The sequence below is a fragment of the Pseudomonas sp. GL-RE-29 genome (assembly GCF_019947275.1).
GTDB lineage: Bacteria > Pseudomonadota > Gammaproteobacteria > Pseudomonadales > Pseudomonadaceae > Aquipseudomonas > Aquipseudomonas fluorescens_A.
Window position 1 is genome coordinate 98,257 of sequence record NZ_JAGYGD010000001.1, and the last position, 25,468, is coordinate 123,724.

Here is a 25,468-nt window from a genome sequence, read left to right on the forward strand (position 1 = left end):
GACGTGCGTGCAAATGAGGCAACAACAATGAACAAACTCAAAGTCGCCATCATCGGCTCCGGCAACATCGGCACCGACCTTATGATCAAGATCCTGCGTAACGCCAAGCACCTGGAAATGGCGGTCATGGTCGGCATCGATCCGGCGTCGGATGGTTTGGCCCGCGCATCGCGCCTGGGCGTGGCGGTGACCCATGAAGGCGTTGAAGGCCTGACCCGCATGGACGTATTCAAGGACATCGACTTCGTGTTCGATGCCACCTCGGCCGGTGCCCATGTGAAGAACGACGCGTTCCTGCGCTCGATCAAACCCGGCATCCGCCTGATCGACCTGACGCCTGCAGCCATCGGTCCGTACTGCGTGCCGGTGGTGAATCTGGAACAGAATCTCGGCCAGCTCAACGTCAACATGGTCACCTGCGGTGGCCAGGCGACGATTCCTATGGTCGCGGCCGTGTCGCGCGTGGCGAAGGTGCATTACGCCGAAATCGTTGCTTCGATCGCCAGTAAATCCGCTGGCCCTGGGACTCGTGCCAACATCGACGAATTCACCGAAACCACCTCCAAGGCCATCGAGGTCATTGGCGGTGCAGCCAAGGGCAAGGCGATCATCGTGATGAACCCGGCCGAACCGCCGCTGATGATGCGCGACACGGTATTTGTGTTATCCGAAGCGGCGGATCAGGCGCTGGTCGAGGCCTCCATCGTCGAGATGGCGGCGGCCGTGCAGGCTTATGTGCCGGGTTATCGCCTGAAGCAAAAAGTGCAATTCGATGTCATCCCCGAGGACGCGCCGCTGCACATCCCCGGCCTGGGCACATTCTCCGGGCTCAAGACATCGGTGTTCCTCGAAGTCGAAGGCGCCGCCCATTACCTGCCAGCGTATGCCGGCAACCTTGACATCATGACCTCCGCTGCCTTGGCCACCGCCGAGCGCATGGCGCAGTCGATGCTCACCGCCTGAGGAGACCGACATGACTATTAATCCCGGCAAAAAACTCTACATCTCTGACGTGACCCTGCGCGACGGCAGCCACGCGGTGCGTCACCAGTATTCGCTGCAGAATGTGCAGGACATTGCTCGCGCTCTGGACACGGCCAAGGTCGACTCGATCGAAGTCGCCCACGGTGACGGTTTGCAAGGGTCGAGTTTCAACTATGGCTTTGCGGCGCACACCGATCTGGAATGGATCGAAGCGGCCGCCGACGTCATCAGCCACGCCAAGATCACCACCCTGTTGTTGCCTGGCATCGGCACGGTGCACGACCTGAAAGCCGCCTACAACGCCGGAGCGCGAGTGGTGCGCATCGCCACTCACTGCACCGAAGCGGACGTGTCGAAACAGCACATCGAGTACGCCCGTGAGCTGGGCATGGACACCGTCGGCTTCCTGATGATGAGCCACATGATACCGGCCGAGCAGCTGGCCGCGCAGGCCAAGCTGATGGAAAGCTACGGCGCCACCTGCGTGTACATGGCCGACTCCGGTGGCGCGATGAACATGCAGGACATCCGCGACCGTTTCCGTGCCTTCAAAGCCGTGCTCAAGCCGGAAACCGAGACCGGCATGCACGCTCACCACAACCTGTCGCTCGGCGTGGCGAACTCGATCACTGCCGTCGAGGAAGGTTGCGACCGCATCGACGCCAGCCTCGCCGGCATGGGTGCCGGTGCCGGTAATGCGCCTCTGGAAGTGTTCATTGCCGCCGCCGAGCGTCTGGGCTGGAACCACGGCACCGACCTTTACACGTTGATGGACGCGGCCGACGACATCGTGCGCCCACTGCAGGACCGTCCGGTTCGGGTCGATCGAGAGACCTTGGCATTGGGTTACGCCGGCGTCTATTCGAGCTTCCTGCTCCACGCTGAAATCGCCGCCGCCAAGTATGGCCTCCAGACCCTCGACATCCTCGTCGAACTGGGCAGGCGCCGGATGGTCGGCGGCCAGGAAGACATGATCGTCGATGTCGCGCTGGACCTGCTCAAACGCTGACCGAGCACCACACCGGCTGACCGCCCACGCAGCGGTCCGTCGGCCCTGTTTTGCCCATACAACAATAAAACGGGTACTGCCCATGACAACGCTCAACCTGACAACACCGCTACACATGACGCGGACCATCGGTCTGTGTTTCCTCGTGGCCCTGATGGAAGGCCTTGACCTACAGGCTTCCGGGATCGCTGCCCAAGGCATGGCGGCCGCGTTCGAACTGGATAAATTGCACATGAGCTGGGTGTTCAGTGCCGGAATTTTCGGCCTGCTGCCCGGTGCATTCGTGGGCGGCTGGCTGGCCGATCGCATCGGTCGCAAGCTCGTGTTGATGGCGTCGGTGGCGCTGTTCGGAGTGTTTTCTCTGGTCACCGCCCAGGCCTGGGACTTCAATAGCCTGCTCGTCGCCCGGTGCCTGACTGGCGTTGGTTTGGGGGCCGCCCTGCCAAACCTGATTGCCTTGACCAGTGAAGTGGCCGGCCCGCGCCTGCGTGGCAGTGCGGTGAGCCTGATGTACTGCGGCGTGCCGTTAGGCGCGGCGCTGGCGGCGACGATGGGTATTGCCGGCTCTTCGGGCGACTGGCAGGCAGTGTTCTACGTCGGCGGCCTGGTGCCTCTGTTGATCGTGCCTCTGCTGGGGCTTTATCTACCGGAATCGGCGCAATTTCGCAGCGTCCAGGACGTCGCTCCCATCGGCGTGGTCCGAGGTCTCTTCCGCGAAGGCGCGGCCCTGCCGACTGCGCTGATCTGGGTCAGCTATTTCTTTACCCTCATGGTGGTTTACATCCTGATCAACTGGCTCCCAAGCTTGCTGATCGGTCAGGGTTTCAGTGGCCGCCAGGCCAATTGGGTCATGCTCGCGCTTCAGATTGGCGCGGCAGTCGGTACCTTGATGCTGGGCTGGGTGATGGACCGCTTGCCGGCTTGGGCACTGTCCGCACTGATCTATGTCGGTATTCTCGCTTCGCTGACCGCTCTGGGTATGGCCAGCCAGCTGGAAAGCATGCTGGCGGCCGGTTTCGTCGCCGGCTTTTTCGCCACCGGCGGGCAATGCGTGCTCTATGCCTTGGCACCGCATTTCTATCGCCCGTCTGTGCGCGCCACGGGCGTGGGCACCGCGGTGGCTATCGGCAGACTCGGCGCAATGAGCGGCCCGCTGGTGGCCGGCAAGATGCTCGCTTTGGGCACCGGCACCGCAGGGGTGATGCTCGCCTCGGCGCCGGGAATCGTCATCGCCGCAGTGGCGATGTTTTACCTGTCGGTTCGGCGCAACGGCGCTCGGTCTGACTGACAACTCCCGCGTAACAACCCGTGCCGGAAACGGTGCGGGGTCACCTCCAACAACAATAAAAGTGAACACCGGCATGCTCAAGATTTCTCTTCGGGCGTTCAGCGCCTGCACCTGCGTTTTATCCCTTGGCCAGGCGTGTGCCAGCGGTTTTGTCGAAGACAGCCACGCCGATCTGACGATGCGCAACTTTTACTTCGATCGTAACTACGTGAACGCCACCCCCCAGGCCGCCGCCCGCGAGTGGGCCCAGGGTTTCATTCTCAACGTGCGTTCAGGTTATACGGAAGGGCCAGTGGGGTTCGGCCTCGACGCCCAAGCCTTGCTGGGGGTGCGCCTAGATTCTTCACGCGCTCGCACCGGCACCGGCCTGCTGCCGTACAGCGCCACTACCCGCGAGCCGGCCGATGAATATTCGGAGCTAGGTCTGACGGCCAAGGTCAGGGCATCGAAAAGCGAGCTGCAATTGGGCACTATCAGCACGTTTCTGCCGATCGCTTTCGCCAGCCCTACCCGCCTGCTGCCACAGACCTTTCGCGGCGCGTACCTCAAGTCCCAGGAAAGCGACAACCTGACCCTGCACGCTGGCTGGCTGGATCGCATCAACCTGCGCGACTCCACCGATTACCAGAAAATGTCGGTCGGTTCACCTAACGGACGCTTCAATGGCGCCGCCGAGTCGGACCGTTTTTCTTTCGTCGGCGGAGACTATGCCTGGTCGCCGCAACTGACGCTGAAGTACTACCACGCAGAACTCGCTGACCTGTACCGCAAGGACTTCTACGGCTTTGTCGACAATCGCCCGATGGGCCCCGGCAGCCTGAAAAGCGATTTCCGCCTGTTCGTCACCGACGAGGATGGCGCGGCAAAAGCCGGCGCGGTGGACAACCGCAATGCGGCACTGATGCTGACGTATGCCCTGGGCGCCCACAAATTCGGTGCCGGCTACATGCAACTGACAGGCAAGACAGCCATGCCATACCTGTTCGGCACCGAACCGTTAGTGATCACCGAAGGCACTCTGAGCTCTGAGTTTCTCAACCCCAAAGAGCGCAGTTGGCAGGTACGGTATGACTACAATTTTGCAGGCCTAGGCGTGCCGGGACTGAATGGCATGCTGCGCTACGTAAGTGGCGACAATATCGAACTGGCTAAGCTGGGAGGCTCCAACCTGACAGAGAGCGAAAAGGATATCGAGGTGTCCTATGTGCTGCAGAGCGGCCAACTGAAAGGCTTGGCGCTACGGTTGCGCAACGCCTGGTACCGCAACGACTTCAGCGCCCAGGCCAGCCATCGGGATGACAATGAGCTGCGGGTGAACGTCGATTACACATGGAATTTATGGTGAGTTCTCATACAAAGCAATGGAAGTCCGCCCAACAAAAAGCCCCCAGGGCCCTTTTGTAATCAAACCAATATCACCTAGCCAGCCTTCCATGCAGCTTGAGTACGGACCAGGCGTGAAGCCCGGTTCATAACCGCTTCGCTCTTCGATCCGTCCTCAAGGAACTATCACAGCCGAAGATTCCACGCAGAGCCAGTCGCTTTGTAGGGGTAAAACCGACCAAAAATGAAAAGGGGTCGCGAGATAAAATCCCGCAACCCCTTTAATTATATGGTCGGGACGGAGTGATTCGAACACTCGACCCCTAGCACCCCATGCTAGTGCGCTACCGGACTGCGCTACGCCCCGACTAGGCGTGAAACCTGTTCCTCATCTCGAGGAACGTTCAAGAATATATCGCAAGCTTTTGAAAACTGGAAGTATTTAAAAGCAGGTTTTTATTTCTTGAGAACTACCAGAACATCTTCGAGCTCAGCGATCATCTGGCGAATCATTTGCTTGTATTGGGTTGTGTCGTCTTTGGCTTCATCACCGGACAAACGCAGGCGCGCGCCGCCGATGGTGAACCCTTGATCGTAAAGAAGCGCGCGGATCTGCCGGATCATCAGCACATCCTGGCGCTGATAATACCGGCGGTTTCCGCGGCGTTTGACGGGGTTGAGTTGAGGAAACTCCTGCTCCCAGTAGCGCAGCACGTGTGGTTTTACTGCACACAGCTCGCTAACTTCACCAATGGTGAAGTAGCGTTTGCCTGGGATGACGGGTAGCTCGTCGTTATGACTTGGTTCCAGCATAAGCCTCAACTCGGGCCTTCAACTTCTGCCCTGGACGAAAGGTGACCACACGGCGAGCCGTGATCGGGATTTCTTCTCCCGTTTTCGGATTGCGGCCAGGCCGCTGGCGTTTGTCCCGAAGGTCGAAATTGCCGAAACCGGACAATTTGACTTGTTCGTTGTCTTCAAGAGCGTGCCTGATCTCCTCGAAAAACAGTTCAACCAATTCCTTGGCTTCCCGCTTGTTCAGGCCCAGCTCTTCATACAGACGTTCCGCCATTTCAGCTTTCGTCAAAGCCCCCATACGTCACTTCCTTAACGTGGCGTTCAACCTTTGTTCGAGCGAGGTGAGGATGTTTTGCGTCGCATTATTCACCTCATCGTCATTAAGAGTGCGCGATGGATGCTGCCAGGTCAAGCCGACTGCGAGGCTTTTTCTATCAGGATCAATGCCTTTACCCTGATACACGTCAAATAGCCTGAGGTCTGTCAGCCATTCGCCTGCATTTTCACGGATTACGTCCAGTACAGCCGTAGCTGCAACGTCTGTGTGCGCAATCAGTGCAAGGTCACGACGTACTTCAGGGAAGCGCGATAACTCGTGGAATTTAGGCATTTTGCCCGATGCCACTTCTGCCAGAACCATCTCGAAAACAAACACCGGACGATCCAGACCCAGGTTTTTCGACAATTCAGGATGGATAGCGCCGATGAAGCCCACCAGACGACCTTCGCGTTCGATGCGCGCGGTTTGACCCGGGTGCAACGCCGGGTGTTTGCCCGGTACAAACGTGAATGCATCCAGCGCACCGGCGAAGCCCAGCACCGCTTCCACGTCAGCCTTGATGTCGAAGAAGTCTACGGTGTCGCGACCCTGCGCCCAGCCTTCCGGCAGACGGCTACCGCAAACCACACCGGCCAGCATCGGCTCTTGCTTCAGGCCATCAAGCTGACCGACGAAACGCAACCCGCTTTCGAATAGACGGACGCGGTCCTGTTGACGGTTCAGGTTGTGCTGAAGCGCCTTGACCAGACCGGGCCACAGCGACGAACGCATGGCAGCCATGTCGTTGGAAATCGGATTGGCCAGCAGCAACGGCTCTACACCCGGATTAAACAACTCGAACTGTTTCGGATCGATGAAGCTGTAGGTGATCGCTTCCTGATAACCACGGGCGACCAACAGACGACGCAGTTCCGGCAGGTCGCTACGCGCTTCTGCCTTGGCTTGTGGCGCCAGACGCGCTTGCGGGTAACGAACCGGCAGACGGTTGTAGCCGTACAGACGCGCCAATTCTTCGATCAGATCGACTTCCAGGCTGATGTCGAAGCGGTGGCTTGGCACTTCTACGCGCCACTGCCCCGCCCCGTCAGCGGTAATGGTCAGGCCGAGACCGCTGAGCAGACGCTCAACTTCAGCCGAGTCCATTTCCATGCCCAGCATCTGGGTGATGCGTTGAGCGCGCAGGGTCACCGGCGCGATCGACGGCAAGTGCTGTTCGTTCACGGTTTCGATGATTGGGCCGGCTTCGCCACCAGTGATTTCCAGCAGCAGGCCAGTGGCGCGCTCCATGGCTTCACGGGCCAGTTGCCAGTCCACGCCACGCTCGTAGCGGTGCGAGGCATCAGTGTGCAGGCCATAGGAACGGGCCTTGCCGGCAACAGCGATTTGATCGAAGAACGCACTTTCCAGGAAAACATCGCGAGTGGTCGCGGTATTGACGCCGCTGTGCTCGCCACCCATGACGCCGGCAATAGCCAACGCGCGGGTGTGGTCGGCGATCACCAGCGTATCGCTACGCAGGCTGACTTCCTGACCATCGAGCAGCACCAGCTTCTCGCCTTCTTCAGCCATGCGCACGCGGATGCCGCCATTGATTTCGGCAAGATCGAAAGCGTGCAGCGGTTGGCCCAGCTCCAGCATCACGTAGTTGGTGATGTCGACGGCAGCATCGATGCTGCGCACATCGGCACGACGCAGGCGCTCTACCATCCACAGCGGCGTAGGCTTGGACAGGTCGACGTTGCGGATCACACGACCCAGGTAACGCGGGCAGGCAGCAGGCGCCAGCACCTCAACCGAGCGCACTTCATCGTGCGTGGCTGGAACGGAAGAAACTACCGGACGCGTGACGGGAGCGGCATACAACGCGCCGACTTCACGGGCCAGGCCAGCCAAAGACAGGCAGTCACCGCGGTTCGGGGTCAGATCGACTTCGATGCTGGCGTCTTCCAGGTTCAGGTATTCACGAATATCCTGACCCACTGGCGCATCGGCCGGCAATTCCATCAGGCCGTCGTTGCCTTCACCGATTTGCAGCTCGGCTTGCGAACACAGCATGCCGTTGGATTCAACGCCACGCAGCTTGGCTTTCTTGATCTTGAAGTCGCCCGGCAGTTCGGCACCGATGGTGGCGAACGGAATCTTCAGGCCCGGGCGCACGTTTGGCGCGCCGCAGACTACCTGGAAGGTTTCCGAGCCATTGCTGACCTGGCACACGCGCAACTTGTCGGCGTCCGGGTGCTGCTCGGTGCTCAGCACCTCGCCCACGATCACGCCGCTGAATACACCGGCGGCCGGCGTAACGCTATCGACCTCAAGACCGGCCATCGACAGACGGGCAACCAGCTCGTCTCGACTTACCTGCGGGCTTACCCAGCCGCGCAGCCATTGTTCACTGAATTTCATCCTGCTCTCCTAAAAATACGTTACGACTAGCGAAATTGCGCGAGGAACCGCAAGTCGTTGTCGAAGAACAGACGCAAGTCGTTCACGCCGTAACGCAGCATGGCCAGACGCTCAACGCCCATGCCGAAGGCAAAGCCCGAGAATTCTTCCGGGTCGATCCCGGACATGCGCAGCACGTTCGGGTGAACCATGCCGCAGCCCATGACTTCCAGCCAGCCGGTTTGCTTGCAGACGCGGCAGCCCTTACCGCTGCACATCACGCATTCCATGTCGACTTCAGCGGATGGCTCGGTGAACGGGAAGTACGAAGGACGGAAACGCACGGCCAGTTCTTTCTCGAAGAACACCCGCAGGAATTCTTCGATGGTGCCTTTGAGGTCGGCGAAATTGATGTCGCGATCGACCAGCAGGCCTTCGACCTGGTGGAACATCGGCGAGTGGGTGATATCCGAGTCGCTACGGTACACACGGCCTGGGCAGACGATGCGGATCGGCGGCTGTTTCGACTCCATGGTGCGGACCTGTACCGGTGAGGTATGGGTGCGCAGCAACATGTTGGCGTTGAAATAGAAGGTGTCATGCATCGACCGGGCCGGGTGATGACCTGGGATGTTGAGCGCTTCGAAGTTGTGATAATCGTCTTCGACCTCAGGGCCTTCGGCAATGCCGTAGCCAATGTGGGTGAAGAACTGCTCGATGCGTTCCAGAGTGCGGGTAACCGGGTGCAGACCACCGGAGGTCTGACCACGGCCAGGCAGGGTCACGTCAATGGACTCGGCAGCGAGTTTGGCGGCCAGGTCGGCCTCTTCAAACAATGCCTTGCGCGCATTGAGAACGTCTGTGACACGCTCCTTGGCAACGTTGATCAGCGCACCGACTTGCGGACGCTCTTCTGCCGGCAAATTCCCCAGGGTCTTCATCACCTGAGTCAATTCACCCTTCTTGCCAAGGTAGTGAACCCGGATTTGCTCCAGGGCATTGATATCTTCAGCGCTTTGCACAGCCTCTAGAGCTTGCGAGACGAGCGCATCCAGGTTTTCCATGTACAGACTCCAGATACAAAATAGGGGAAGAGCTTGAAGGCTCTTCCCCTATTTATGACGTTTAACACCTGGCCCCACGAAGGTGAGGCCGGGTGACTGTCGGGGGTACTTAAGCCAAGGTGGCTTTAGCTTTCTCGACAATCGCAGCAAACGCCGCTTTTTCGTTCACTGCCAGATCAGCCAGAACCTTACGGTCGATCTCGATGGACGCTTTTTTCAGGCCGGCGATGAAACGGCTGTAGGACAGACCGTTGATACGTGCACCAGCATTGATACGAGCGATCCACAGAGCGCGGAACTGACGTTTTTTCTGACGACGGTCACGGTAGGCGTATTGGCCTGCCTTGATTACCGCTTGCTTGGCAACACGGAATACGCGCGAGCGAGCGCCGTAGTAGCCTTTAGCAAGTTTCAGAATTTTTTTGTGACGTTTACGGGCAATGACGCCACGCTTTACACGAGCCATGAGTTACTTCCTCTATTCTTGACTAAAATTAACGAAGGCGCAGCATGCGCTCGACTTTTGCCACGTCAGACGGATGCAGCAAGCTGCTACCGCGCAGTTGACGCTTACGCTTGGTCGACATTTTGGTCAGGATGTGGCTCTTGAAAGCGTGCTTGTGCTTGATACCGTTAGCAGTTTTCAGAAACCGCTTAGCAGCACCACTTTTGGTCTTCATTTTTGGCATGTTCGGATACTCCGCATTCAGTTGATAAACATAATCAGAAGGCCTGCCGTGCCCTGTTGATTACTTCTTCTTTTTCGGGGCGATGACCATGATCAGCTGGCGTCCTTCCATCTTAGGATGCTGTTCGACCGAACCGTACTCGAGCAAGTCACCTTCAACTCGCTTGAGGAGTTCCATCCCCAGCTCCTGGTGGGCCATCTCACGGCCGCGGAATCGCAAGGATACCTTGGCCCTGTCCCCGTCACTCAGGAAACGTACCAGGTTGCGCAGTTTTACCTGGTAATCCCCTTCCTCCGTCCCTGGACGAAACTTGATTTCTTTGACCTGAATCTGCTTCTGGTTTTTCTTGGCCGCAGCAACCTGTTTCTTCTTTTCGAAGATCGATTTGCCGTAGTCCATCAGTTTGCAAACAGGTGGTACTGCATCGGCGGAAATCTCCACCAGATCCAGCTTGGCCTCTTCAGCCTTAAGAAGCGCGTCTTCAATTGACACAATCCCAAGCTGTTCACCTTCAGCACCAATTAACCGAACCTCGCGTGCCGAGATATTCTCGTTGATCGGGGCCTTCGGTGCAGCTCGTTTATCTTGTCTCATTTCACGCTTAATAATAATTACTCCGAATCTGGGCGACCACGCCGGGAAACCGCTTGCGCGAGAAACTCAGCGAACTGGGCGACGGGCATCGAGCCCAGGTCAGCACCTTCACGAGTACGCACAGCGACAGTCTGCATCTCGACTTCCCGATCTCCGATAACCAAGAGATAGGGAACCTTGAGCAAAGTATGCTCGCGGATTTTAAAGCCGATCTTTTCATTTCTCAAGTCAGACTTGGCACGAAATCCGCTTTCGTTGAGAGTTTTTTCAACCTCAGCGGCAAAATCTGCCTGTTTATCAGTGATATTCATCACCACTGCCTGGGTCGGAGCCAGCCACGCCGGGAATGCACCCTCGTAGTGCTCGATCAGAATCCCGACGAAACGTTCGAAGGAGCCCAGGATCGCCCGGTGCAACATCACCGGGTGCTTGCGACTGTTGTCTTCGGAGACGTATTCGGCTCCCAGACGGACAGGCAGGTTAAAATCGAGCTGCAGGGTACCACACTGCCAGACCCGACCGAGGCAATCTTTCAGCGAGAACTCGATCTTCGGACCGTAGAACGCGCCTTCGCCCGGCTGCAAATCGTACGGCAGGCCTGCGCTATCAAGGGCTGCGGCCAATGCGGCTTCAGCGCGATCCCACAATTCGTCGGAACCGACGCGTTTTTCCGGACGAGTGGACAGCTTCATTTCGACGTCTTTAAAGCCGAAGTCGGCATAAACGTCCATGGTCAGCTTGATGAATGCAGCGGATTCGGCCTGCATCTGCTCTTCAGTGCAGAAGATGTGGGCATCGTCCTGAGTGAACGCACGCACACGCATGATGCCGTGCAATGCACCCGATGGCTCGTTACGGTGACAGGCACCGAATTCGGCCAGACGCATTGGCAACTCGCGGTAGCTTTTCAGGCCCTGGTTGAACACCTGCACGTGGCAAGGGCAGTTCATTGGCTTGATGGCGTAGTCGCGATTTTCCGACTGAGTGGTGAACATGTTGTCGGCGTAGTTGGCCCAGTGCCCGGATTTCTCCCATAGGCTACGGTCAACGACTTGAGGAGTCTTGATCTCCAGGTAGCCGTTGTCGCGTTGAACCTTGCGCATGTATTGCTCAAGCACCTGGTACAGAGTCCAGCCGTTCGGATGCCAGAACACCATGCCCGGCGACTCTTCCTGGGTGTGGAACAGGCCAAGGCGCTTGCCGATCTTGCGGTGATCGCGCTTCTCGGCTTCTTCAATACGCTGGATGTAAGCAGCCAGCTGCTTCTTGTCGGCCCAAGCGGTGCCGTAAACGCGCTGCAATTGCTCATTCTTGGCGTCGCCGCGCCAGTACGCGCCGGACAACTTGGTCAGCTTGAAGGATTTCAGGAAGCGGGTGTTCGGCACGTGCGGGCCGCGGCACATGTCGACGTATTCTTCGTGATAATACAGGCCCATGGCCTGCTCGTTCGGCATGTCCTCGACCAGGCGCAACTTGTAGTCTTCGCCGCGAGCCTTGAACACTTCGATCACTTCGGCACGCGGAGTGACCTTCTTGATCACATCGTAATCTTTCTCGATCAGCTGCTGCATGCGCTGCTCGATAGCCGCCAGATCGTCCGGAGTGAAAGGACGCTCGAAGGCGATGTCGTAATAGAAGCCTTCGTCGATGACCGGACCGATGACCATTTTGGCCGTCGGGTACAACTGCTTTACTGCATGGCCAACCAGGTGGGCGCAAGAGTGGCGAATGATCTCCAGCCCCTCTTCATCCTTTGGCGTAATGATTTGCAGCGTAACGTCGCTGTCGATGATGTCGCTGGCATCAGCCAGCTTGCCATTGACCTTGCCGGCCACAGTGGCCTTGGCCAGACCTGCACCAATGGATGCGGCGACCTCGGCAATGGAAACCGGGTGATCGAATGAACGTTGACTGCCGTCGGGAAGAGTAATAGTTGGCATGGCGCCTCCTCTCCTAGTGGTGACCCCTACCAAAGGTCACGTGGGTTGGGATGAGCCAGTACAAGATCCGATCCAGGCCATTCAATGACGAACGCCTGCCTTACAGCGGCAGGAGCCTTGCGGCCAACCGGAAAACCGAACCAGAGTGACTGGGATTCAAATCAGGGTTATTCGGGCAGTTGCCGCATCCGGGACTGAAGGTCGACCGAAGCCTGCAAAAGCCTGAGCGGGGCATGCTAGCACAGATGAACGGTCGTCGCGGTGCAGAGGGTTTGTAACGGGGCAAATCTGGCGTTTTTATGCCAGAGTGCTGAACTTGATCCCCGCTTCCCCCCTCAGATAACAAGACATTGACCCACAAGGAGCATCCCGGCATGCGTCTGAATCGTTTGTTCGCTGTAGTCGCCCCCATCGTTCTACTGCTGCCACTGGCCGCTCATGCAGAATGGCCTAAAGGCGAGCGAGAGAAGTACATGGCTCAGTGCGTTCCTGCGGCCGCGGAGAAGATTGGCACGCCAGCCGCGAAATCCCACTGTGCCTGTGGCGCCGACGCGATCAAATCGTATCCGGCTGCCGATATTCAGACTTTGATGAACAACACTGCAAGTGACGCATTGAAGGAAGAAGCCCTGGGCAAAATTGCAAAATGCAAGGCCTCCAATAAAGACGCGAAATGACCTCACCCTGGTGCTTTCGGCCATGATTTACCGGTAGAAAGCCACCCAATCAGGCCCTTTCGTACAATTTATGCAGGTTTTACAGCTTTTTTTATCGTCTTTACTTTCGGCTGAAAGCCTTTTAAAACGGGGCTTTCAGCCATATCGGGCAACAAAGAATGTGCGACTGTAGGGCAAACAGCACCTGCGGGGGGCTCCCAAAGCGAACATTTCGACTATGATACCCGGGTGTGCCCAGTTGGCCTGAGCAGCACAGTACTACTGAAAATATATGTTTCTTGGAGATACACCATGTCTAATCGCCAAACCGGCACCGTTAAATGGTTCAACGATGAAAAAGGCTTCGGCTTCATCACTCCTCAAGGTGGCGGTGACGACCTGTTCGTACACTTCAAAGCTATCGAAAGCGACGGTTTCAAAAGCCTGAAAGAAGGCCAAACCGTTTCCTTCGTGGCTGAGAAAGGCCAAAAGGGTATGCAAGCTGCTCAAGTTCGCCCAGAGTAATTTCCAGGCGCACTAAAAAAACCCCGTCCATGTGACGGGGTTTTTTATGGGTAACACAAAAGCCCGAGCAATCAGCCGCAGTTGACGCGAACGACGACCCGATTGGCGTCCGTGTTCAGATTAAGGCGATCGGAGCGATATTCCAGCGTCACCATGTCGTTTGGCTGAAGGAACCGTGCGTTTTGCGCGCCAGCGCGCGTACGCGCCTGCTCCAGCAGTTCAGGCGAAGCCTGTTTGCCAATGGCGAATTCGGCCGCTTTGGCCTCGCAACGGCTGTGACCTGTGTCAGTCGTCGTTACAGGGTCAGTTGCCGACTCGGTTGACCCAGTGCTGCAACCGGCCAGCGTGGCAAGAGCCATCAAAGTACCCAATGACGCGAGCTTCCAAGGCATGAAGCCTCCTTTTTTCGATAGTTAAGCTGAAATCGTGCGACCGCCAATCCGGCGTTTGGTTTCACAGTGCGTTCTGGCAACCTGGACGTCGCTGCGGGCAAACGGCAAGTTTGCCTGAGTATCGCCCCGCCCTTCACACTTCAATCGTGACTGAATATGAGCCGCACTCAATAGATGTCAATGTAGTCGAAAGCCGGCTTCGGCCAGTTCTGCTTCAGCGCGTTGAAGATCTGCATGACCCAGACCTCGTCACTCGCGGCCACCCGCCCGACGTAGCCGGAACCCTTGGCCCAAGTCTCCAGGCGAAACAGCAAGCCGTCGATGTCGGTGCCGCCCACGACGCCCGATGAAATATAGGCGATACCGCCCTTGGTCACCCGCAACTGGGTGTGCTCACTGTCACTGGCGGCGGCCAGCAGTTGACGCACGGCCTCAAGGGTCAAGCCATCAGGTGTGTTCAAATCGATCTGCACAGCGCAGTCCTTGAAAAGCCATCAAAGACCAAGTGTCGCATAGCCCTCCAATCATGCCTAAGTCGGAGTGCCAAAAGGCCCATGAAATGGTTAACTCGGCATTCAGACTTCCCCCCGACTGCACGAGCGCACCATGACCACAGTAATTATCGACGCCGACATCAAAGCCAAGTGGTCAGAGGGCCACAGCTCTTATAGCCCCGGCAGTCCGGAAGAGCTCGCAATCATCAGTATCGACTTATTGGTCAAGGAACTGGGCACTGAAGCGGCCCAGTCCTTCATCAAGCAGATTTTTGCGAGACACCCGAACAATCACGTCGCCGGGCAATCGGAACGTGCGTAAGCCTTACTTCAGGCGCGACAGCCGTTCGGTGAGCAGATCGAAGAAACCCTGAGCATCGCCGCTTTCAACCCAAAAGGCATTCTTCGGAGCCTTGAGGCGGTCATACCAGTCAACAATGGTTTGACCAAAGGTCGGGCCTTCGCGACTGTCGATCACCACGCCGACCGAACGCCCGCTGAACAACTGCGGCTTGAGCAGGTAGGCAATGACGGTAGCGTCATGCACCGGACCACCCGAAATGCCGTAGTGCTCCATATCACCCTTGATGTACTCATTCAGAATGCTGCCCACCAGTTTGCTGGCGTTGTTGTCGAGTGCAGCAATCTGCTTCAGGCGAGCGTCACTGGTGAGGATTTTGTGGGTCACGTCCAGCGGCAGGTAGGTCAGTTTCACACCGCTGTTAAGTACCACTTCAGCAGCCTGCGGATCGGCGAACAGGTTGAATTCCGCCACCGGCGTGATGTTGCCGCCATTGAAGTGCGCGCCGCCCATGACCACGACTTCCTTGATGCCTTGAACGATGTCCGGCTCCTGAATCAACGCAAGCGCCAGGTTGGTCTGCGGCCCCAGCATGGCGATGGTGATGCTGTGGGGCTTGGCGGCCTTCAGCGTGTCGATCAAGTAATCGATCGCGCTGCCCTCGGCCAAACCTTTCTTCGGTTCATACACAGCAACGCCTGAAAGACCTTCTTCGCCGTGGATGTCCTCGGCATAAATCGGCGTGCGCGTCAGTGGCCTCGGCGCACCGGCGTAGACCGGCACCTCCTCGCGCCCTGCCCACTCACGAACCAGTCGTGCGTTACGCGAGGTCTTGTCCAGACGCACATTGCCAGCGACAGTGGTCAACGCGCGAATATTGAGTTCTTCCGGCGATGCCAGCGCAAACAGCAAGGCAACCACGTCGTCGGCGCCGGGGTCGGTGTCGATGATCAGGTCGATCTTTTGCGCCGCTTGGGCGCCGGTGGCGGTCATCACGGACAAAAGCAGCAGACTCCGGAGCAGTTGGTGCAGTTTCTGAGCATAGCGGTACATGGCGCACTCCTTGTGCAGGGTAGAACAGTGAGACAGAAGCGATTCAGAACGTGACTCCGGCGATCAACACGATGTTGCAGTACGGCTGACATTCACCGGTGCGCACGATTGCCCGAGCCTGTCGGCTGAGGACTTTGAATTGTTCATGACTGAGCAGCTCGCGCTGACCCAGCGCACCCTCGGCCTGCAACTCTTCCAATGCGGCCAATGCCGAAGGTTTTTTCTCCAGAATCTCTTGCGCCAGCACGTGGCTTTCGACCTGCATTTCGCTGAGCAGCACTTTCAAAGTGCTGACGAAATCCGGAATACCGTGGGTCAAGGCCAGGTCGATCAATTCAACGCCCGGCGGTACCGGCAGCCCCGCATCGCCGATGACCACTTTGTCCCCATGGCCCAAAGAAGCGATGAGTCGCGACAACGCGATGTTGAGCAAAGGTGTCTTTTTCATGGTGTTTTAAACGCCTGCACTTCGGACAAGGTTGGAATCGAGGGTTGTGCACCTGCGCGGGTGACTGACAATGCCGCGGCGATTTGCCCAAAACGAATGGCTTCAACTTCGCTTTTGCCGCTCGCCAGTGCCGCAGCGAAACCGCCGACAAACGTATCGCCGGCCGCCGTGGTGTCTACCGCTTTAACGGTCGGCGCCGGGAAATGCGCGTAACTTTTGCCATCGGCAAACAGCGACCCTTGAGCGCCGAGGGTGATGATCACCTTGCCAGCGCCCATCTCGATTAAACGGGTCGCGGCGGCTTCCGCGGTTTGTCGAGAATCCACCGGCAAACCACTCAGCGCCGACGCCTCGCTTTCGTTCGGAATCAGGTAATCGATGTTCGCGTACCAGTCCGCCGGCAACGGCTGACTGGCCGGCGCCGGGTTGAGAATCACGATTTTGCCCAGCTCACGACCGCGCTTGAGCGCGTGGCCGACCGCGGCATCCGGGACTTCCAGCTGACAGATAATCACATCGGCTGCCTGCAGGACTGAATCGAAGCAGCCAATCACCGCAGGCGTCAGTGCACCGTTGGCACCGGCGACGATCACGATCGCGTTCTGGCTGTTGTCATCGACCACAATCAATGCCACACCGCTGGAACCGTCCACGATACTGACGGCCTGGCAATCAATCTGCTCGGCCAGCAAGGCCCCGCGCAACGCCTCGCCGTAGGCATCGCTGCCCACGCAACCCACCATCGACACCTGCGCACCCAATCGCGCAGCGGCCACAGCCTGATTCGCACCCTTGCCGCCCGAGACCGTGGCAAAGGATTCGCCAATCAGCGTTTCGCCACCCCGTGGCAGCCGTGGCGCCCGGGTCACCAGGTCCATGTTCAGGCTGCCTATTACCACTACTTTTGCTGGCATACATCACTACTCATAAATTCGATTTCAACGGTATTCGGCAAACACACCGGCCACCGGCGCGGTTGATTCGCGCAAAACGATGCTGGGGGTCACGATTCGATGTTCGGTGGCCAAGGCTGGTGTGCCAATCCGTCGTAGCAGGACTTCCGCCGCCATCTCGCCCAACTGCAGGATCGACTGGCCCACCGTGGTTAATGCCGGGTAGACATAACGGCTCATCTGGATGTCGTCGAAGCCGATCACCGACAATTGCGTCGGTACAAGAATATGGCGCTCGGCAGCGGCTCGCAGCACGCCGATGCCGATCATGTCGTTGGCGGCGAAAATGGCGCTCGGCGGATTGCGTTCCAGCAGGGTCGCGGCGGCACTGTAACCGCCGGTGCTGGTGAAGTCGCTTTCCAGCATGCGTTCGCGCGGCACTTCGATACCCGCCTCTTCCAGTGCACGGCAAAATCCGGCCAGACGCATCTGCGCCACGCTGGTCGTCGCGGGCCCGCTGATCGTGGCGATATCCCGATGGCCTAACTCCAGCAAGTGCCGGGTCGCCAGGTAGGCGCCGTATTCGTGATCGATACGCACCAAATCCGCATCGACGCCTTCCAGCCCACGGTCGACAATCACCATCGGCGTACGCACAGCCGCCAGACCTTGCGCCAACCCGCTATCACCGCCAGCGGATGCGACGATCAGCCCGTCGATGCGCTTTTCCAGCAGCACGCGCAGGTAGCTGCGCTGCTTGTCCGGGTTGTCATCGGAGTTGCACAGGATCACGCAGTAGCCGTTACGTTCGCAGTAATCCTCGATGCCTCGGGCCAGTTCGGCGAAGTACGGGTTGAGGCTATTGGGCACCAGCAAACCGATGGTTGCGGTGGTTTTGGCCTTGAGGGATCGCGCCACGGCACTGGGAACGTAGTCGAGGGTCTTGATCGCGTCCTCGACCTTGATCCGCACTTCCTCGCTGACCGGCCGCGTCTTGTTTACCACGTGGGACACCGTGGTGTAGGAAATTCCCGCGAGCGCCGCTACATCCTTGATCGTTGCCATGACTCAGGTCCGCCGGCTTGCGCGCTGACTGCGATAAGTGTCGAGTACCACCGCGACCACGATGACCGCGCCGGTGATGATACGTTTGGTCGGCTCGGTCGCACCGATCTGCGCCAGACCGGCCGCCAGCACGGAAATGATCAATACGCCAAAGAACGTGCTGATGACCGATCCACGGCCGCCCATCAGGCTGGTACCGCCAATTACCACTGCGGCGATCACTTGCAGCTCCAGACCGGAACCGGCATTTGGGTCCGCCGCTTCCAGGCGAGAAATCTGAAACAAAGCGGCGATACCGGCCAGCAATCCCATCAGACTGAACACCAGAATCTTGTAGGGCTTCGGATTGATCCCCGCCAGACGCACGGCTTCTTCGTTGGTGCCAATGCCGATCAGGTAGCGACCGAACACGGTGCGGGTCAAAACGGCCTGGGCGATGAAAATGATCAGCAACGCAATCAGGAACGAGGGCGAAATACCGAAGGCGATCGGGTTGGATAACCAGGCGAACGCGTCGCCGATGTAGGCCGTGCGCGAACCGGTCATCTGATACGCCACGCCACGAGCCATTTCCAGCACGCCAAGGGACACGATGAACGACGGGATCCGCCAGGCCACGGTGATCGAGCCAGTGATGGTGCCGGCGAGTGCGGCCGCCGCCATACCGAGCAACGCCGCCGGCAGGACGCTCCATCCCCAGCCGAGAATCGCCACGCTGACCGTCGATGCGGCGAGCGCCAGCACCGAGCCCACGGACAAATCGATGCCGCCGATGATCAGCACAAACGTCATGCCGACCGCCAGGACCATCAGGTCCGGAATCTGGTTGGCCAGGGTGCTGAACGTGTCGTAAGACAGGAAGTGGCTGCTCAGCACCGAGAACAGAACCACCATCGCCAGCAAGGCACCGGCCAGGCCCAGATAGGTGCCGAGGCCGTAAAAGTTGCCACTGCGTTTGCCGGCGGAAGATGCGGTATTCATGGAAGATCCCTAGGCGCTGCTTCGTTGAGCAGCGCATCACGTTTTTGGTAGCCGGCAAAAGCGGCGGCAAGCAACTCGTCCTGTGTCCAGCTGTCGCGCTCGAAGGTGTCGATCAGGCGCCCCGCCGACAGCACGCCAATGCGGTCGCAGATCAACATCAATTCGCGCAGGTCACTGGAGACCACCACCAGCGCTTTACCCTGGCGGGTCAGCTCACCGAGCAGTGCATAGATGTCGAACTTGGCGCCAACATCGATGCCGCGGGTGGGTTCGTCAAACAGCAGTACCGAGCAATCACGCTCCAGCCAACGGCCGATCACGACTTTCTGCTGGTTACCACCGGACAACTCGGAGACCAATTGCGCCGGACCAGAACTGCGGATACGCATGGCATCGATCTGACGCTGGGCCAGAGCAGCCTCGTCGCCATTGTTGACGAAACCGCCGCTGGAAATGCCAGGCATGTTCCCCAGCGCGATGTTGGCGCCAATCGATTGTGTGAGCAGCAGGCCTTCACCCTTGCGGTCTTCGGTGATCAGTGCGATGCCGTTAGCGACCGCATCCACCGGTGAGCGGATGCTGACCACCTGCGCGGGTGAACCCAGCGCTACGGTGCCGCTGTCCGCAGCGTCCGCACCGAAGATCAGCCGCAACAACTCTGTGCGCCCTGCCCCAATTAAACCGGAAATCCCGAAGATTTCACCGGCGCGGACTTCAAACGACACATCCCGAACTTTGTCGGAGCGGCTCAGCCCTTTGACCGTCAATGCTGGAGCGCCGATCTTGCGCGGCCCCATGTCGATGTGCTCGCCCAGTTCGCGGCCAACCATCAGCGTGACCAGTTGCTCGCTGTTGTAATTGGCCATCGGCTCGACGCACACCAGATTGCCGTCGCGCAGCACGGCAATGCGCTGGGCCACGCGAGCCAACTCCTCAAGACGATGGGAGATATAGATGATCGATACGCCACGCGCTTGTAGGCGGGTGATCTGCTCGAACAGCATTTCGACTTCACGGGCCGTGAGCATTGCGGTCGGCTCGTCGAGGATCAGTACATGACAATCGCCGATCAGGTTGCGGGCGATCTCGACCATTTGCTGGTGACCGATGCCCAGCTCGCCGACCAGGGTGTCCGGGTCGATGGCGTCGAGCCCGACCTGAGCCATGGCTTCGATTGCTGCCTTGCGCAGTTGCTTGCGGCTGATCCAGCCACCGTTGCTGGGCAGGTTGTCGAGAAACAGGTTTTCCGCCACCGAAAGCGTCGGCAACAGATTGAGCTCCTGCATGACCATGCGGATACCCAGGTCTTCAGCCTGGGTGCGACTACCAGGGCGGTAATCCTTCCCTTGGAATTGCATCTGGCCGGTGGTCGGAGTAACCAACCCGCCAATGATTTTTGACAGGGTGCTTTTGCCAGCGCCGTTCTCACCGGTCAGCGCCAGCACTTCACCGCGCATGAGCGTCAGGTCGATACCGGTCAGGACCGGTTGGGCGTAGGTCTTGCCGATACCACTGACCGAAAGGACCGCGTTCGGGGCAGAAACTGACATAAAAACTCTCCATGCACTCGCCCGGTCGGGCGAGCGCCATTGTGTCGCCAGAGGATTACTTGGTAACCAGCTCTACCGGAGTTTCGATCACGCCGTTGGCGCTGCTGTCGACTTTCTCGCCCTTGATGATTTTCAGCGCAGTTTCGATGCCGAATACGGCTTGCCTGGCAGCAAACTGGTCCGCAGTGGCCAGCACGCGGCCGTCCTTGAGCATCGGCTTGATGGCATTGATGTTGTCGTAACCGACCACCTGTACTTTGCCGGCCTTGCCCGCAGCGCGCACGGCAGACACCACACCGACCGCCATGCTGTCGTTACCGGCCAGCAGGGCCTTGATTTGCGGGTATTCGCTCAACATGGCGGAGGCAACCTGGTTGCCCTTGTTGATTTCCCAATCGCCGGACTGCACGGACACCACTTTGATCTGCGCGGCTTCCATCGCATCCTTGAAGCCTGCAGTTCGGGCCTGGGCATTGGTAGTGGTGGACACGCCTTCGATGATCCCGACTTCGTCACCGGCCTTCAGTTGCTTGGCCAGGTACTCGCCCACCAAACGCGCACCTTTGCGGTTATCCGGACCTACGAACGGCACGTTGATGTTTTTGCTTTTGACCACTGCCGGGTCCAGTTGGTTGTCGATGTTGATCACGGTGATCCCGGCATCAATCGCTTTCTTGATCACCGGCACCATGGCTTTGGAGTCTGCGGGCGCGATGACCAATGCATCGACTTTAGAGACGATCATTTGCTCGACGATACGGATCTGGTTGGCAGTGTCCGTTTCGTCCTTGATACCGTTGGAAATCAGCTCGAATTCGCCGGAATGGTCTTTCTGGTAGGCCTTGGCACCGTCTTCCATGGTCAGGAAGAATTCGTTGGCCAGGGATTTCATGACCAGCGCGACTTTGGGTTTTTCAGGACTCTCGGCGAAGGCCGAAGAAACAGGTAGCGCGGCGGCAGCGGCAGCCAGCATAGCGACAGCGAGAAGACGTCCAGCGAATGGCAGCTTCATGGGTTCACTCCGGTCTTATGATTATTGTGAGCAACGCTTGTACTCGCTAAAGTTTCACGACCGTCATTGAGGACTATTAATCCACAGCTGACGCCGCGCAAACGTTTGCGTAAACCGAACTATGCGAACCCTGCTGATATTTGTCAACGGCCACAAAAGCCGTGCAGTTCATTGCGAGAACCGGCATTCACCTTACGCCGTCGTATTGACCATCGATCCAGTGCTGGCTCCCTTGGTCACCTCTTTGATCAGGCTGGCGCTGACTTGCAGGATGGCGCCGTTGGTTTCAGCTATTTGCCCTTGAATTGCCGACACCGCCGTCATTTTGGCTTCCGGCGTGGAATAGGCCGCGGACTGAGCCGCCGCCAATTGTTGCTGTTGCTGACGCAGTTGTTCTTGCAACTCCTTCAGGCGCTTGAGCAAGACTTTCACCGCGATGCTGGTGTTGTCGTTGGCCGGCTCCTCAGTGCCTGCAGTTTTATCCAAACCAACAGGACCGGTCCTGACTTGTTTGCCGTCACTTTCCTTTGTACTCAGCGCTTGAGCAGCCGCATCAGCTGTTGCGTCGCTCAATGCACGGACCGTTGCGGCCGACTTGCCGCTTATGGTGATGCCAGCAGCATTTGGAAGACCAACAGAAAACGACATGTGAACTCCTGAAAAAAACATCCTTTAAAGGATCATCGACTTGGGCACGGGTTTCTTTAACGACAGTTTTTCACCCGCTGAAACAAATGGCTCAAACAGACCCCCCATTCATTTTCGGAGTACCGAACGAAAAAGCTGCACACAGTCGGAAACCCGGACGAAGAAATGCGATAACGAAGTGACGGGCGGGTTTAAATAAACAAACAAATCAATAAGTTAAACATTTTTCTCAACACCGTGTGTGACTGGTACAGATCCTGCTCCTCTCCTGCACCCCAAACGTTCAGATCCGTCTGGGGCGCATCTAGATGAACTTGCATCAGCACCGTCTCACTACTAGAAGAGAAAAATAATGACATCTGCTTTCAAGACCTTTGTTCCGGGCGCCTTGGCCCTCCTGCTACTCCTGCCGACTGCCCTTCAAGCAAAAGAAGTGGAAACCCAACAGAAACTGGCGAACGTAGTCATCCTCGCCACTGGCGGCACCATCGCCGGTGCAGGCGCCAGTGCTGCGAACAGCGCGACTTATCAAGCGGCGAAAGTCGGCATCGAACAATTGATTGCCGGCGTTCCAGAGCTGAGCCAACTGGCCAATGTTCGCGGCGAACAAGTCATGCAGATCGCCTCCGAGAGCATTACCAACGAGAACTTGCTGCAACTGGGTCGTCGCGTGGCGGAATTGGCCGACAGCAAGGACGTCGATGGCATCGTGATTACCCACGGTACCGACACCCTGGAAGAAACCGCTTACTTCCTGAACCTTGTAGAAAAAACCGACAAGCCAATCATCGTCGTCGGCTCCATGCGTCCAGGCACTGCGATGTCGGCCGATGGCATGCTTAACCTGTACAACGCCGTGGCCGTTGCCAGCAGTAAAGATGCGCGTGGCAAAGGCGTACTGGTGACCATGAACGATGAGATCCAGTCGGGTCGCGATGTCAGCAAAATGATCAACATCAAGACCGAGGCATTTAAAAGTGCCTGGGGCCCGCTCGGGATGGTGGTTGAAGGCAAATCCTACTGGTTCCGCCTGCCCGCCAAGCGTCACACCATGGATTCAGAATTCGACATCAAAACCATCAAGAGCCTGCCTGACGTGGAAATCGCCTACTCCTACGGCAACGTCAGCGATACCGCCTACAAGGCGCTGGCTCAGTCAGGCGCGAAGGCCATCATCCACGCAGGCACTGGAAACGGCTCTGTTTCCTCGCGAGTCGTTCCAGCCTTGCAGGCCTTGCGCAAGGACGGCGTGCAAATCATTCGATCTTCCCACGTCAACGCCGGTGGTTTCGTACTGCGTAACGCCGAACAACCAGACGACAAGTACGACTGGGTCGTGGCGCATGATTTGAATCCGCAGAAGGCGCGCATCCTGGCCATGGTCGCACTGACCAAGACCAATGACAGCAAAGAGCTGCAACGGATGTTCTGGGAATACTGATTAGCCCCACCCTCGCCCGACCGGTTCCGGTCGGGCACCGTATCGCCCGCTTTAATGGCACGCTCGCGCTTCACATCCGACAAAAAAAATTCCACCGTCCTACACCAAAATGAAAAAGGTGCTGTCAGAGGATTTTCTTGAATTTTAAGCAGTTGCGAAAATGCCTACAGTTAAATACTGTATGCACGTACAGCTTAATAAGGATAATTCCGTGGACACAACCTCTGCCTCTCCTGACTCCTATGTACGCATGGGCCTGCGCGTTCAGAAAATCATCAACTCCCCCACTGCTCAAAAAGCCAAGGCAGCCCTGGTCTTCCGTCTTCCAGACGAACCCGTGGATGAGTGGGAACGCTTGCTCGAAGAAATCGACGAGAACGACAACGTTACCCTCGCCTATCGCGACGATGGCGGCGTGCAGATTTTCTGGGTTGTGCCGAAGGAAGACTGAGTCAATGAGTGTCCGTTGTTTTGCTTTAATGCTTCTGTTGTTCGCCATGGGCGCCCAGGCTGATGCACCACGCACCTTTAACGAAGCCAAGAAAGTCGCCTGGAAGCTATATGCACCACAATCCACCGAGTTTTACTGCGGCTGCAAATACACCGGCAACAAGGTAAACCTCGCAGCATGCGGCTATGTCCCGCGCAAAAATGCCAAGCGCGCCTCTCGTATTGAATGGGAGCACATCGTTCCGGCCTGGCAGATCGGTCATCAGCGCCAATGCTGGCAAGAAGGCGGACGCAAGAACTGCACCCGGTACGATCCGACCTATCAGAAAGCCGAGGCCGATCTGCATAACCTTGTACCCAGCATCGGCGAGGTCAATGGCGATCGCAGCAACTTCAGTTTCGGCTGGTTGCCGGAGCAATCCGGCCAGTACGGCTCGTGCCTGACTCAGGTCGACTTCAAGGCGAAAAAGGTCATGCCGCGCCCATCCATTCGCGGCATGATCGCCCGGACTTATTTCTACATGAGCAAACAATATGGATTGCGCCTGTCGAAACAGGATCGGCAACTGTACGACGCCTGGAACAAGACTTATCCGGTTCAGGCCTGGGAACGTCAGCGTAACCAGAGCGTGGCGTGCGTCATGGGGCGTGGCAACGATTTCGTCGGCCCGGTGGACATGAAAGCTTGCGGCTGAGCTGCCGCTAAAAACAACAAGGCCCCGGGTTTACCACCCGGGGCCTTTGTCCTTTCTAGCCGTTAGCTGTGCTCTGGCGCCACGTTTAACGACTGGGCTAAAAAGCACCAGCGTACTCGTTACTGGGCAGTTGGACGCTCAAGAACAAGCAACTCGATGTTCTGCTTTTTCGCCCTGGTAATGGCTGCCGCCACCTCGGCCTGCTTGGCCTCTGCTTCTGCTTTCGAATTGTAAGGCCCCATCAGAATCCGCACCTTGCCGTCTTCCTTGACGACGCTGGACATGAAACTGTGCTCGATCAACCACCCACTGAGATCGCTGACAGCCTGAGGGGTTGCCCCTCGCACTTCGAGATCCCATTGAGGTCCAGAAACCTGTGCTGGCGCGACGACCGCTGCCACTTGTGGCTTCGGTGCATCGACGCTCTTGCCCTCACCACATCCCGCCAGCGCCATTACCGCGATTACCATGATCATTTTGCGCACAGCGTTTCCCTCTGAATGCTTAAAGCGG

29 protein-coding genes and 1 tRNA gene are annotated in these 25,468 nt (G+C 57.9%); 10 read left to right on the top strand and 20 right to left on the bottom strand.

The genetic code is table 11. The annotated features are described in order from the left end of the window. Window positions 1-27: 27 nt before the first annotated feature. From KGB21_RS00450 to KGB21_RS00465, 4 genes are all read left to right on the top strand, one after another. The gene (locus tag KGB21_RS00450; protein WP_223503047.1) at window positions 28-963 is read left to right on the top strand and encodes an acetaldehyde dehydrogenase (acetylating); all 936 of its coding nucleotides are present in this window, start codon (window positions 28-30) and stop codon (window positions 961-963) included. Window positions 964-973: 10 nt separating this feature from the next. Continuing rightward, window positions 974-1,993, top strand: coding sequence for a 4-hydroxy-2-oxovalerate aldolase (gene dmpG / locus KGB21_RS00455; RefSeq protein WP_223503049.1), 1,020 nt, complete (start codon window positions 974-976; stop codon window positions 1,991-1,993). Window positions 1,994-2,075: 82 nt separating this feature from the next. Continuing rightward, window positions 2,076-3,281 carry a 3-(3-hydroxy-phenyl)propionate transporter MhpT gene (gene mhpT / locus KGB21_RS00460; protein ID WP_223503051.1) on the top strand — a complete coding sequence of 402 codons (1,206 nt, stop codon included), beginning with the start codon at window positions 2,076-2,078 and terminating at the stop codon, window positions 3,279-3,281. Between the two features lie 73 nt (window positions 3,282-3,354). Continuing rightward, window positions 3,355-4,626, top strand: coding sequence for an OprD family porin (locus tag KGB21_RS00465; protein ID WP_223503053.1), 1,272 nt, complete (start codon window positions 3,355-3,357; stop codon window positions 4,624-4,626). A 268-nt stretch (window positions 4,627-4,894) separates the two neighbouring features. On the opposite strand, the gene KGB21_RS00470 is transcribed toward KGB21_RS00465, so the two are convergent. The 9 genes from KGB21_RS00470 to thrS form a co-directional block, all read right to left on the bottom strand. Further along, a tRNA-Pro gene (locus tag KGB21_RS00470) sits at window positions 4,895-4,971 on the bottom strand. Window positions 4,972-5,060: 89 nt separating this feature from the next. Beyond that, window positions 5,061-5,417, bottom strand: coding sequence for a MerR family transcriptional regulator (locus KGB21_RS00475; RefSeq protein WP_003179985.1), 357 nt, complete (start codon window positions 5,415-5,417; stop codon window positions 5,061-5,063). Continuing rightward, window positions 5,398-5,700: an integration host factor subunit alpha gene (gene ihfA, locus KGB21_RS00480; RefSeq protein WP_002553164.1), complete on the bottom strand. Its 303-nt coding sequence runs from the start codon at window positions 5,698-5,700 to the stop codon at window positions 5,398-5,400. Before ihfA ends, KGB21_RS00475 begins: the two co-directional genes overlap by 20 nt. Before the next feature lie 3 nt (window positions 5,701-5,703). Further along, a complete protein-coding gene (pheT, locus tag KGB21_RS00485) occupies window positions 5,704-8,085 on the bottom strand; it encodes a phenylalanine--tRNA ligase subunit beta (protein ID WP_034147786.1) in 2,382 nt (793 codons plus the stop codon). Between the two features lie 26 nt (window positions 8,086-8,111). Beyond that, window positions 8,112-9,128, bottom strand: coding sequence for a phenylalanine--tRNA ligase subunit alpha (gene pheS / locus KGB21_RS00490; RefSeq protein WP_090318844.1), 1,017 nt, complete (start codon window positions 9,126-9,128; stop codon window positions 8,112-8,114). Window positions 9,129-9,237: 109 nt separating this feature from the next. Then, the gene (gene rplT / locus KGB21_RS00495; protein WP_007905879.1) at window positions 9,238-9,594 is read right to left on the bottom strand and encodes a 50S ribosomal protein L20; all 357 of its coding nucleotides are present in this window, start codon (window positions 9,592-9,594) and stop codon (window positions 9,238-9,240) included. A gap of 28 nt (window positions 9,595-9,622) precedes the next feature. After that, window positions 9,623-9,817 (bottom strand): 50S ribosomal protein L35, encoded by a 195-nt coding sequence (rpmI, locus tag KGB21_RS00500; RefSeq protein ID WP_002553160.1) that lies wholly within the window; start codon window positions 9,815-9,817, stop codon window positions 9,623-9,625. Window positions 9,818-9,877: 60 nt separating this feature from the next. Continuing rightward, complete coding sequence (infC, locus tag KGB21_RS00505; protein WP_172668659.1) at window positions 9,878-10,429, bottom strand: translation initiation factor IF-3; 552 nt, start codon at window positions 10,427-10,429, stop codon at window positions 9,878-9,880. After that, window positions 10,429-12,351 (bottom strand): threonine--tRNA ligase, encoded by a 1,923-nt coding sequence (gene thrS, locus KGB21_RS00510; protein ID WP_034147784.1) that lies wholly within the window; start codon window positions 12,349-12,351, stop codon window positions 10,429-10,431. Before thrS ends, infC begins: the two co-directional genes overlap by 1 nt. Before the next feature lie 374 nt (window positions 12,352-12,725). Between thrS and KGB21_RS00515 the strand changes: the two genes are divergently transcribed. Both KGB21_RS00515 and KGB21_RS00520 read left to right on the top strand, forming a co-directional pair. Next, on the top strand, window positions 12,726-13,028 hold the full coding sequence (locus tag KGB21_RS00515; protein ID WP_223503055.1) for a hypothetical protein: 303 nt from the start codon (window positions 12,726-12,728) through the stop codon (window positions 13,026-13,028). Between the two features lie 291 nt (window positions 13,029-13,319). Continuing rightward, window positions 13,320-13,532 (top strand): cold-shock protein, encoded by a 213-nt coding sequence (locus tag KGB21_RS00520; protein WP_003179963.1) that lies wholly within the window; start codon window positions 13,320-13,322, stop codon window positions 13,530-13,532. 71 nt (window positions 13,533-13,603) lie between these two features. Here the strand turns inward: KGB21_RS00520 and KGB21_RS00525 are convergent, their stop codons facing one another. Both KGB21_RS00525 and KGB21_RS00530 read right to left on the bottom strand, forming a co-directional pair. After that, window positions 13,604-13,924: an I78 family peptidase inhibitor gene (locus tag KGB21_RS00525; RefSeq protein ID WP_034147782.1), complete on the bottom strand. Its 321-nt coding sequence runs from the start codon at window positions 13,922-13,924 to the stop codon at window positions 13,604-13,606. A 167-nt stretch (window positions 13,925-14,091) separates the two neighbouring features. Further along, window positions 14,092-14,397 (bottom strand): hypothetical protein, encoded by a 306-nt coding sequence (locus tag KGB21_RS00530; protein ID WP_034147781.1) that lies wholly within the window; start codon window positions 14,395-14,397, stop codon window positions 14,092-14,094. 133 nt (window positions 14,398-14,530) lie between these two features. Between KGB21_RS00530 and KGB21_RS00535 the strand changes: the two genes are divergently transcribed. Further along, window positions 14,531-14,740: a hypothetical protein gene (locus KGB21_RS00535; RefSeq protein WP_034147780.1), complete on the top strand. Its 210-nt coding sequence runs from the start codon at window positions 14,531-14,533 to the stop codon at window positions 14,738-14,740. Between the two features lie 3 nt (window positions 14,741-14,743). Here KGB21_RS00535 and KGB21_RS00540 read toward each other — a convergent pair whose 3' ends face one another. From KGB21_RS00540 to KGB21_RS00575, 8 genes are all read right to left on the bottom strand, one after another. Further along, window positions 14,744-15,772 carry a nucleoside hydrolase gene (locus KGB21_RS00540; RefSeq protein WP_223503057.1) on the bottom strand — a complete coding sequence of 343 codons (1,029 nt, stop codon included), beginning with the start codon at window positions 15,770-15,772 and terminating at the stop codon, window positions 14,744-14,746. Between the two features lie 43 nt (window positions 15,773-15,815). After that, window positions 15,816-16,220, bottom strand: coding sequence for a D-ribose pyranase (gene rbsD, locus KGB21_RS00545; RefSeq protein WP_223503059.1), 405 nt, complete (start codon window positions 16,218-16,220; stop codon window positions 15,816-15,818). Further along, a complete protein-coding gene (gene rbsK / locus KGB21_RS00550) occupies window positions 16,217-17,134 on the bottom strand; it encodes a ribokinase (protein ID WP_223503061.1) in 918 nt (305 codons plus the stop codon). The genes rbsD and rbsK overlap by 4 nt, the downstream gene beginning before the upstream one ends. 24 nt (window positions 17,135-17,158) lie before the next feature. Further along, window positions 17,159-18,178, bottom strand: a complete 1,020-nt coding sequence (locus tag KGB21_RS00555) for a LacI family DNA-binding transcriptional regulator (protein WP_223503063.1) — start codon at window positions 18,176-18,178, stop codon at window positions 17,159-17,161. Between the two features lie 3 nt (window positions 18,179-18,181). Continuing rightward, window positions 18,182-19,159, bottom strand: coding sequence for an ABC transporter permease (locus tag KGB21_RS00560; protein ID WP_034147775.1), 978 nt, complete (start codon window positions 19,157-19,159; stop codon window positions 18,182-18,184). Beyond that, the gene (locus KGB21_RS00565; RefSeq protein WP_034147774.1) at window positions 19,156-20,709 is read right to left on the bottom strand and encodes a sugar ABC transporter ATP-binding protein; all 1,554 of its coding nucleotides are present in this window, start codon (window positions 20,707-20,709) and stop codon (window positions 19,156-19,158) included. Before KGB21_RS00565 ends, KGB21_RS00560 begins: the two co-directional genes overlap by 4 nt. Before the next feature lie 55 nt (window positions 20,710-20,764). Then, entirely contained in the window at window positions 20,765-21,721 is a 957-nt protein-coding gene (locus KGB21_RS00570; RefSeq protein ID WP_034147773.1) for a sugar ABC transporter substrate-binding protein, read from the bottom strand. A 192-nt stretch (window positions 21,722-21,913) separates the two neighbouring features. Next, window positions 21,914-22,369 (bottom strand): hypothetical protein, encoded by a 456-nt coding sequence (locus KGB21_RS00575; protein WP_223503065.1) that lies wholly within the window; start codon window positions 22,367-22,369, stop codon window positions 21,914-21,916. A 352-nt stretch (window positions 22,370-22,721) separates the two neighbouring features. Between KGB21_RS00575 and KGB21_RS00580 the strand changes: the two genes are divergently transcribed. The 3 genes from KGB21_RS00580 (at window position 22,722) to KGB21_RS00590 (ending at window position 24,955) form a co-directional block, all read left to right on the top strand. Next, window positions 22,722-23,810, top strand: coding sequence for an asparaginase (locus tag KGB21_RS00580; protein WP_034147771.1), 1,089 nt, complete (start codon window positions 22,722-22,724; stop codon window positions 23,808-23,810). 160 nt (window positions 23,811-23,970) lie between these two features. Further along, entirely contained in the window at window positions 23,971-24,261 is a 291-nt protein-coding gene (locus tag KGB21_RS00585; RefSeq protein WP_034147770.1) for a DUF1654 domain-containing protein, read from the top strand. Between the two features lie 4 nt (window positions 24,262-24,265). Continuing rightward, a complete protein-coding gene (locus KGB21_RS00590; RefSeq protein WP_034147769.1) occupies window positions 24,266-24,955 on the top strand; it encodes an endonuclease in 690 nt (229 codons plus the stop codon). Window positions 24,956-25,074: 119 nt separating this feature from the next. Here the strand turns inward: KGB21_RS00590 and KGB21_RS00595 are convergent, their stop codons facing one another. After that, window positions 25,075-25,440, bottom strand: a complete 366-nt coding sequence (locus KGB21_RS00595) for an SPOR domain-containing protein (protein ID WP_223503067.1) — start codon at window positions 25,438-25,440, stop codon at window positions 25,075-25,077. Between the last annotated feature and the right edge of the window lie 28 nt (window positions 25,441-25,468).

Bases quoted from the DNA above. Each gene is read 5' to 3' on its own strand.
- KGB21_RS00450 (WP_223503047.1), top strand. From the start codon at position 28: ATGAACAAACTCAAAGTCGCCATCATCGGCTCCGGCAACATCGGCACC.
- dmpG (WP_223503049.1), top strand. From the start codon at position 974: ATGACTATTAATCCCGGCAAAAAACTCTACATCTCTGACGTGACCCTG.
- mhpT (WP_223503051.1), top strand. From the start codon at position 2,076: ATGACAACGCTCAACCTGACAACACCGCTACACATGACGCGGACCATC.
- KGB21_RS00465 (WP_223503053.1), top strand. From the start codon at position 3,355: ATGCTCAAGATTTCTCTTCGGGCGTTCAGCGCCTGCACCTGCGTTTTA.
- KGB21_RS00475 (WP_003179985.1), bottom strand. From the start codon at position 5,417: ATGCTGGAACCAAGTCATAACGACGAGCTACCCGTCATCCCAGGCAAA.
- ihfA (WP_002553164.1), bottom strand. From the start codon at position 5,700: ATGGGGGCTTTGACGAAAGCTGAAATGGCGGAACGTCTGTATGAAGAG.
- pheT (WP_034147786.1), bottom strand. From the start codon at position 8,085: ATGAAATTCAGTGAACAATGGCTGCGCGGCTGGGTAAGCCCGCAGGTA.
- pheS (WP_090318844.1), bottom strand. From the start codon at position 9,128: ATGGAAAACCTGGATGCGCTCGTCTCGCAAGCTCTAGAGGCTGTGCAA.
- rplT (WP_007905879.1), bottom strand. From the start codon at position 9,594: ATGGCTCGTGTAAAGCGTGGCGTCATTGCCCGTAAACGTCACAAAAAA.
- rpmI (WP_002553160.1), bottom strand. From the start codon at position 9,817: ATGCCAAAAATGAAGACCAAAAGTGGTGCTGCTAAGCGGTTTCTGAAA.
- thrS (WP_034147784.1), bottom strand. From the start codon at position 12,351: ATGCCAACTATTACTCTTCCCGACGGCAGTCAACGTTCATTCGATCAC.
- KGB21_RS00515 (WP_223503055.1), top strand. From the start codon at position 12,726: ATGCGTCTGAATCGTTTGTTCGCTGTAGTCGCCCCCATCGTTCTACTG.
- KGB21_RS00520 (WP_003179963.1), top strand. From the start codon at position 13,320: ATGTCTAATCGCCAAACCGGCACCGTTAAATGGTTCAACGATGAAAAA.
- KGB21_RS00525 (WP_034147782.1), bottom strand. From the start codon at position 13,924: ATGCCTTGGAAGCTCGCGTCATTGGGTACTTTGATGGCTCTTGCCACG.
- KGB21_RS00535 (WP_034147780.1), top strand. From the start codon at position 14,531: ATGACCACAGTAATTATCGACGCCGACATCAAAGCCAAGTGGTCAGAG.
- KGB21_RS00540 (WP_223503057.1), bottom strand. From the start codon at position 15,772: ATGTACCGCTATGCTCAGAAACTGCACCAACTGCTCCGGAGTCTGCTG.
- rbsD (WP_223503059.1), bottom strand. From the start codon at position 16,220: ATGAAAAAGACACCTTTGCTCAACATCGCGTTGTCGCGACTCATCGCT.
- rbsK (WP_223503061.1), bottom strand. From the start codon at position 17,134: ATGCCAGCAAAAGTAGTGGTAATAGGCAGCCTGAACATGGACCTGGTG.
- KGB21_RS00555 (WP_223503063.1), bottom strand. From the start codon at position 18,178: ATGGCAACGATCAAGGATGTAGCGGCGCTCGCGGGAATTTCCTACACC.
- KGB21_RS00560 (WP_034147775.1), bottom strand. From the start codon at position 19,159: ATGAATACCGCATCTTCCGCCGGCAAACGCAGTGGCAACTTTTACGGC.
- KGB21_RS00565 (WP_034147774.1), bottom strand. From the start codon at position 20,709: ATGTCAGTTTCTGCCCCGAACGCGGTCCTTTCGGTCAGTGGTATCGGC.
- KGB21_RS00570 (WP_034147773.1), bottom strand. From the start codon at position 21,721: ATGAAGCTGCCATTCGCTGGACGTCTTCTCGCTGTCGCTATGCTGGCT.
- KGB21_RS00575 (WP_223503065.1), bottom strand. From the start codon at position 22,369: ATGTCGTTTTCTGTTGGTCTTCCAAATGCTGCTGGCATCACCATAAGC.
- KGB21_RS00580 (WP_034147771.1), top strand. From the start codon at position 22,722: ATGACATCTGCTTTCAAGACCTTTGTTCCGGGCGCCTTGGCCCTCCTG.
- KGB21_RS00585 (WP_034147770.1), top strand. From the start codon at position 23,971: ATGCCTACAGTTAAATACTGTATGCACGTACAGCTTAATAAGGATAAT.
- KGB21_RS00590 (WP_034147769.1), top strand. From the start codon at position 24,266: ATGAGTGTCCGTTGTTTTGCTTTAATGCTTCTGTTGTTCGCCATGGGC.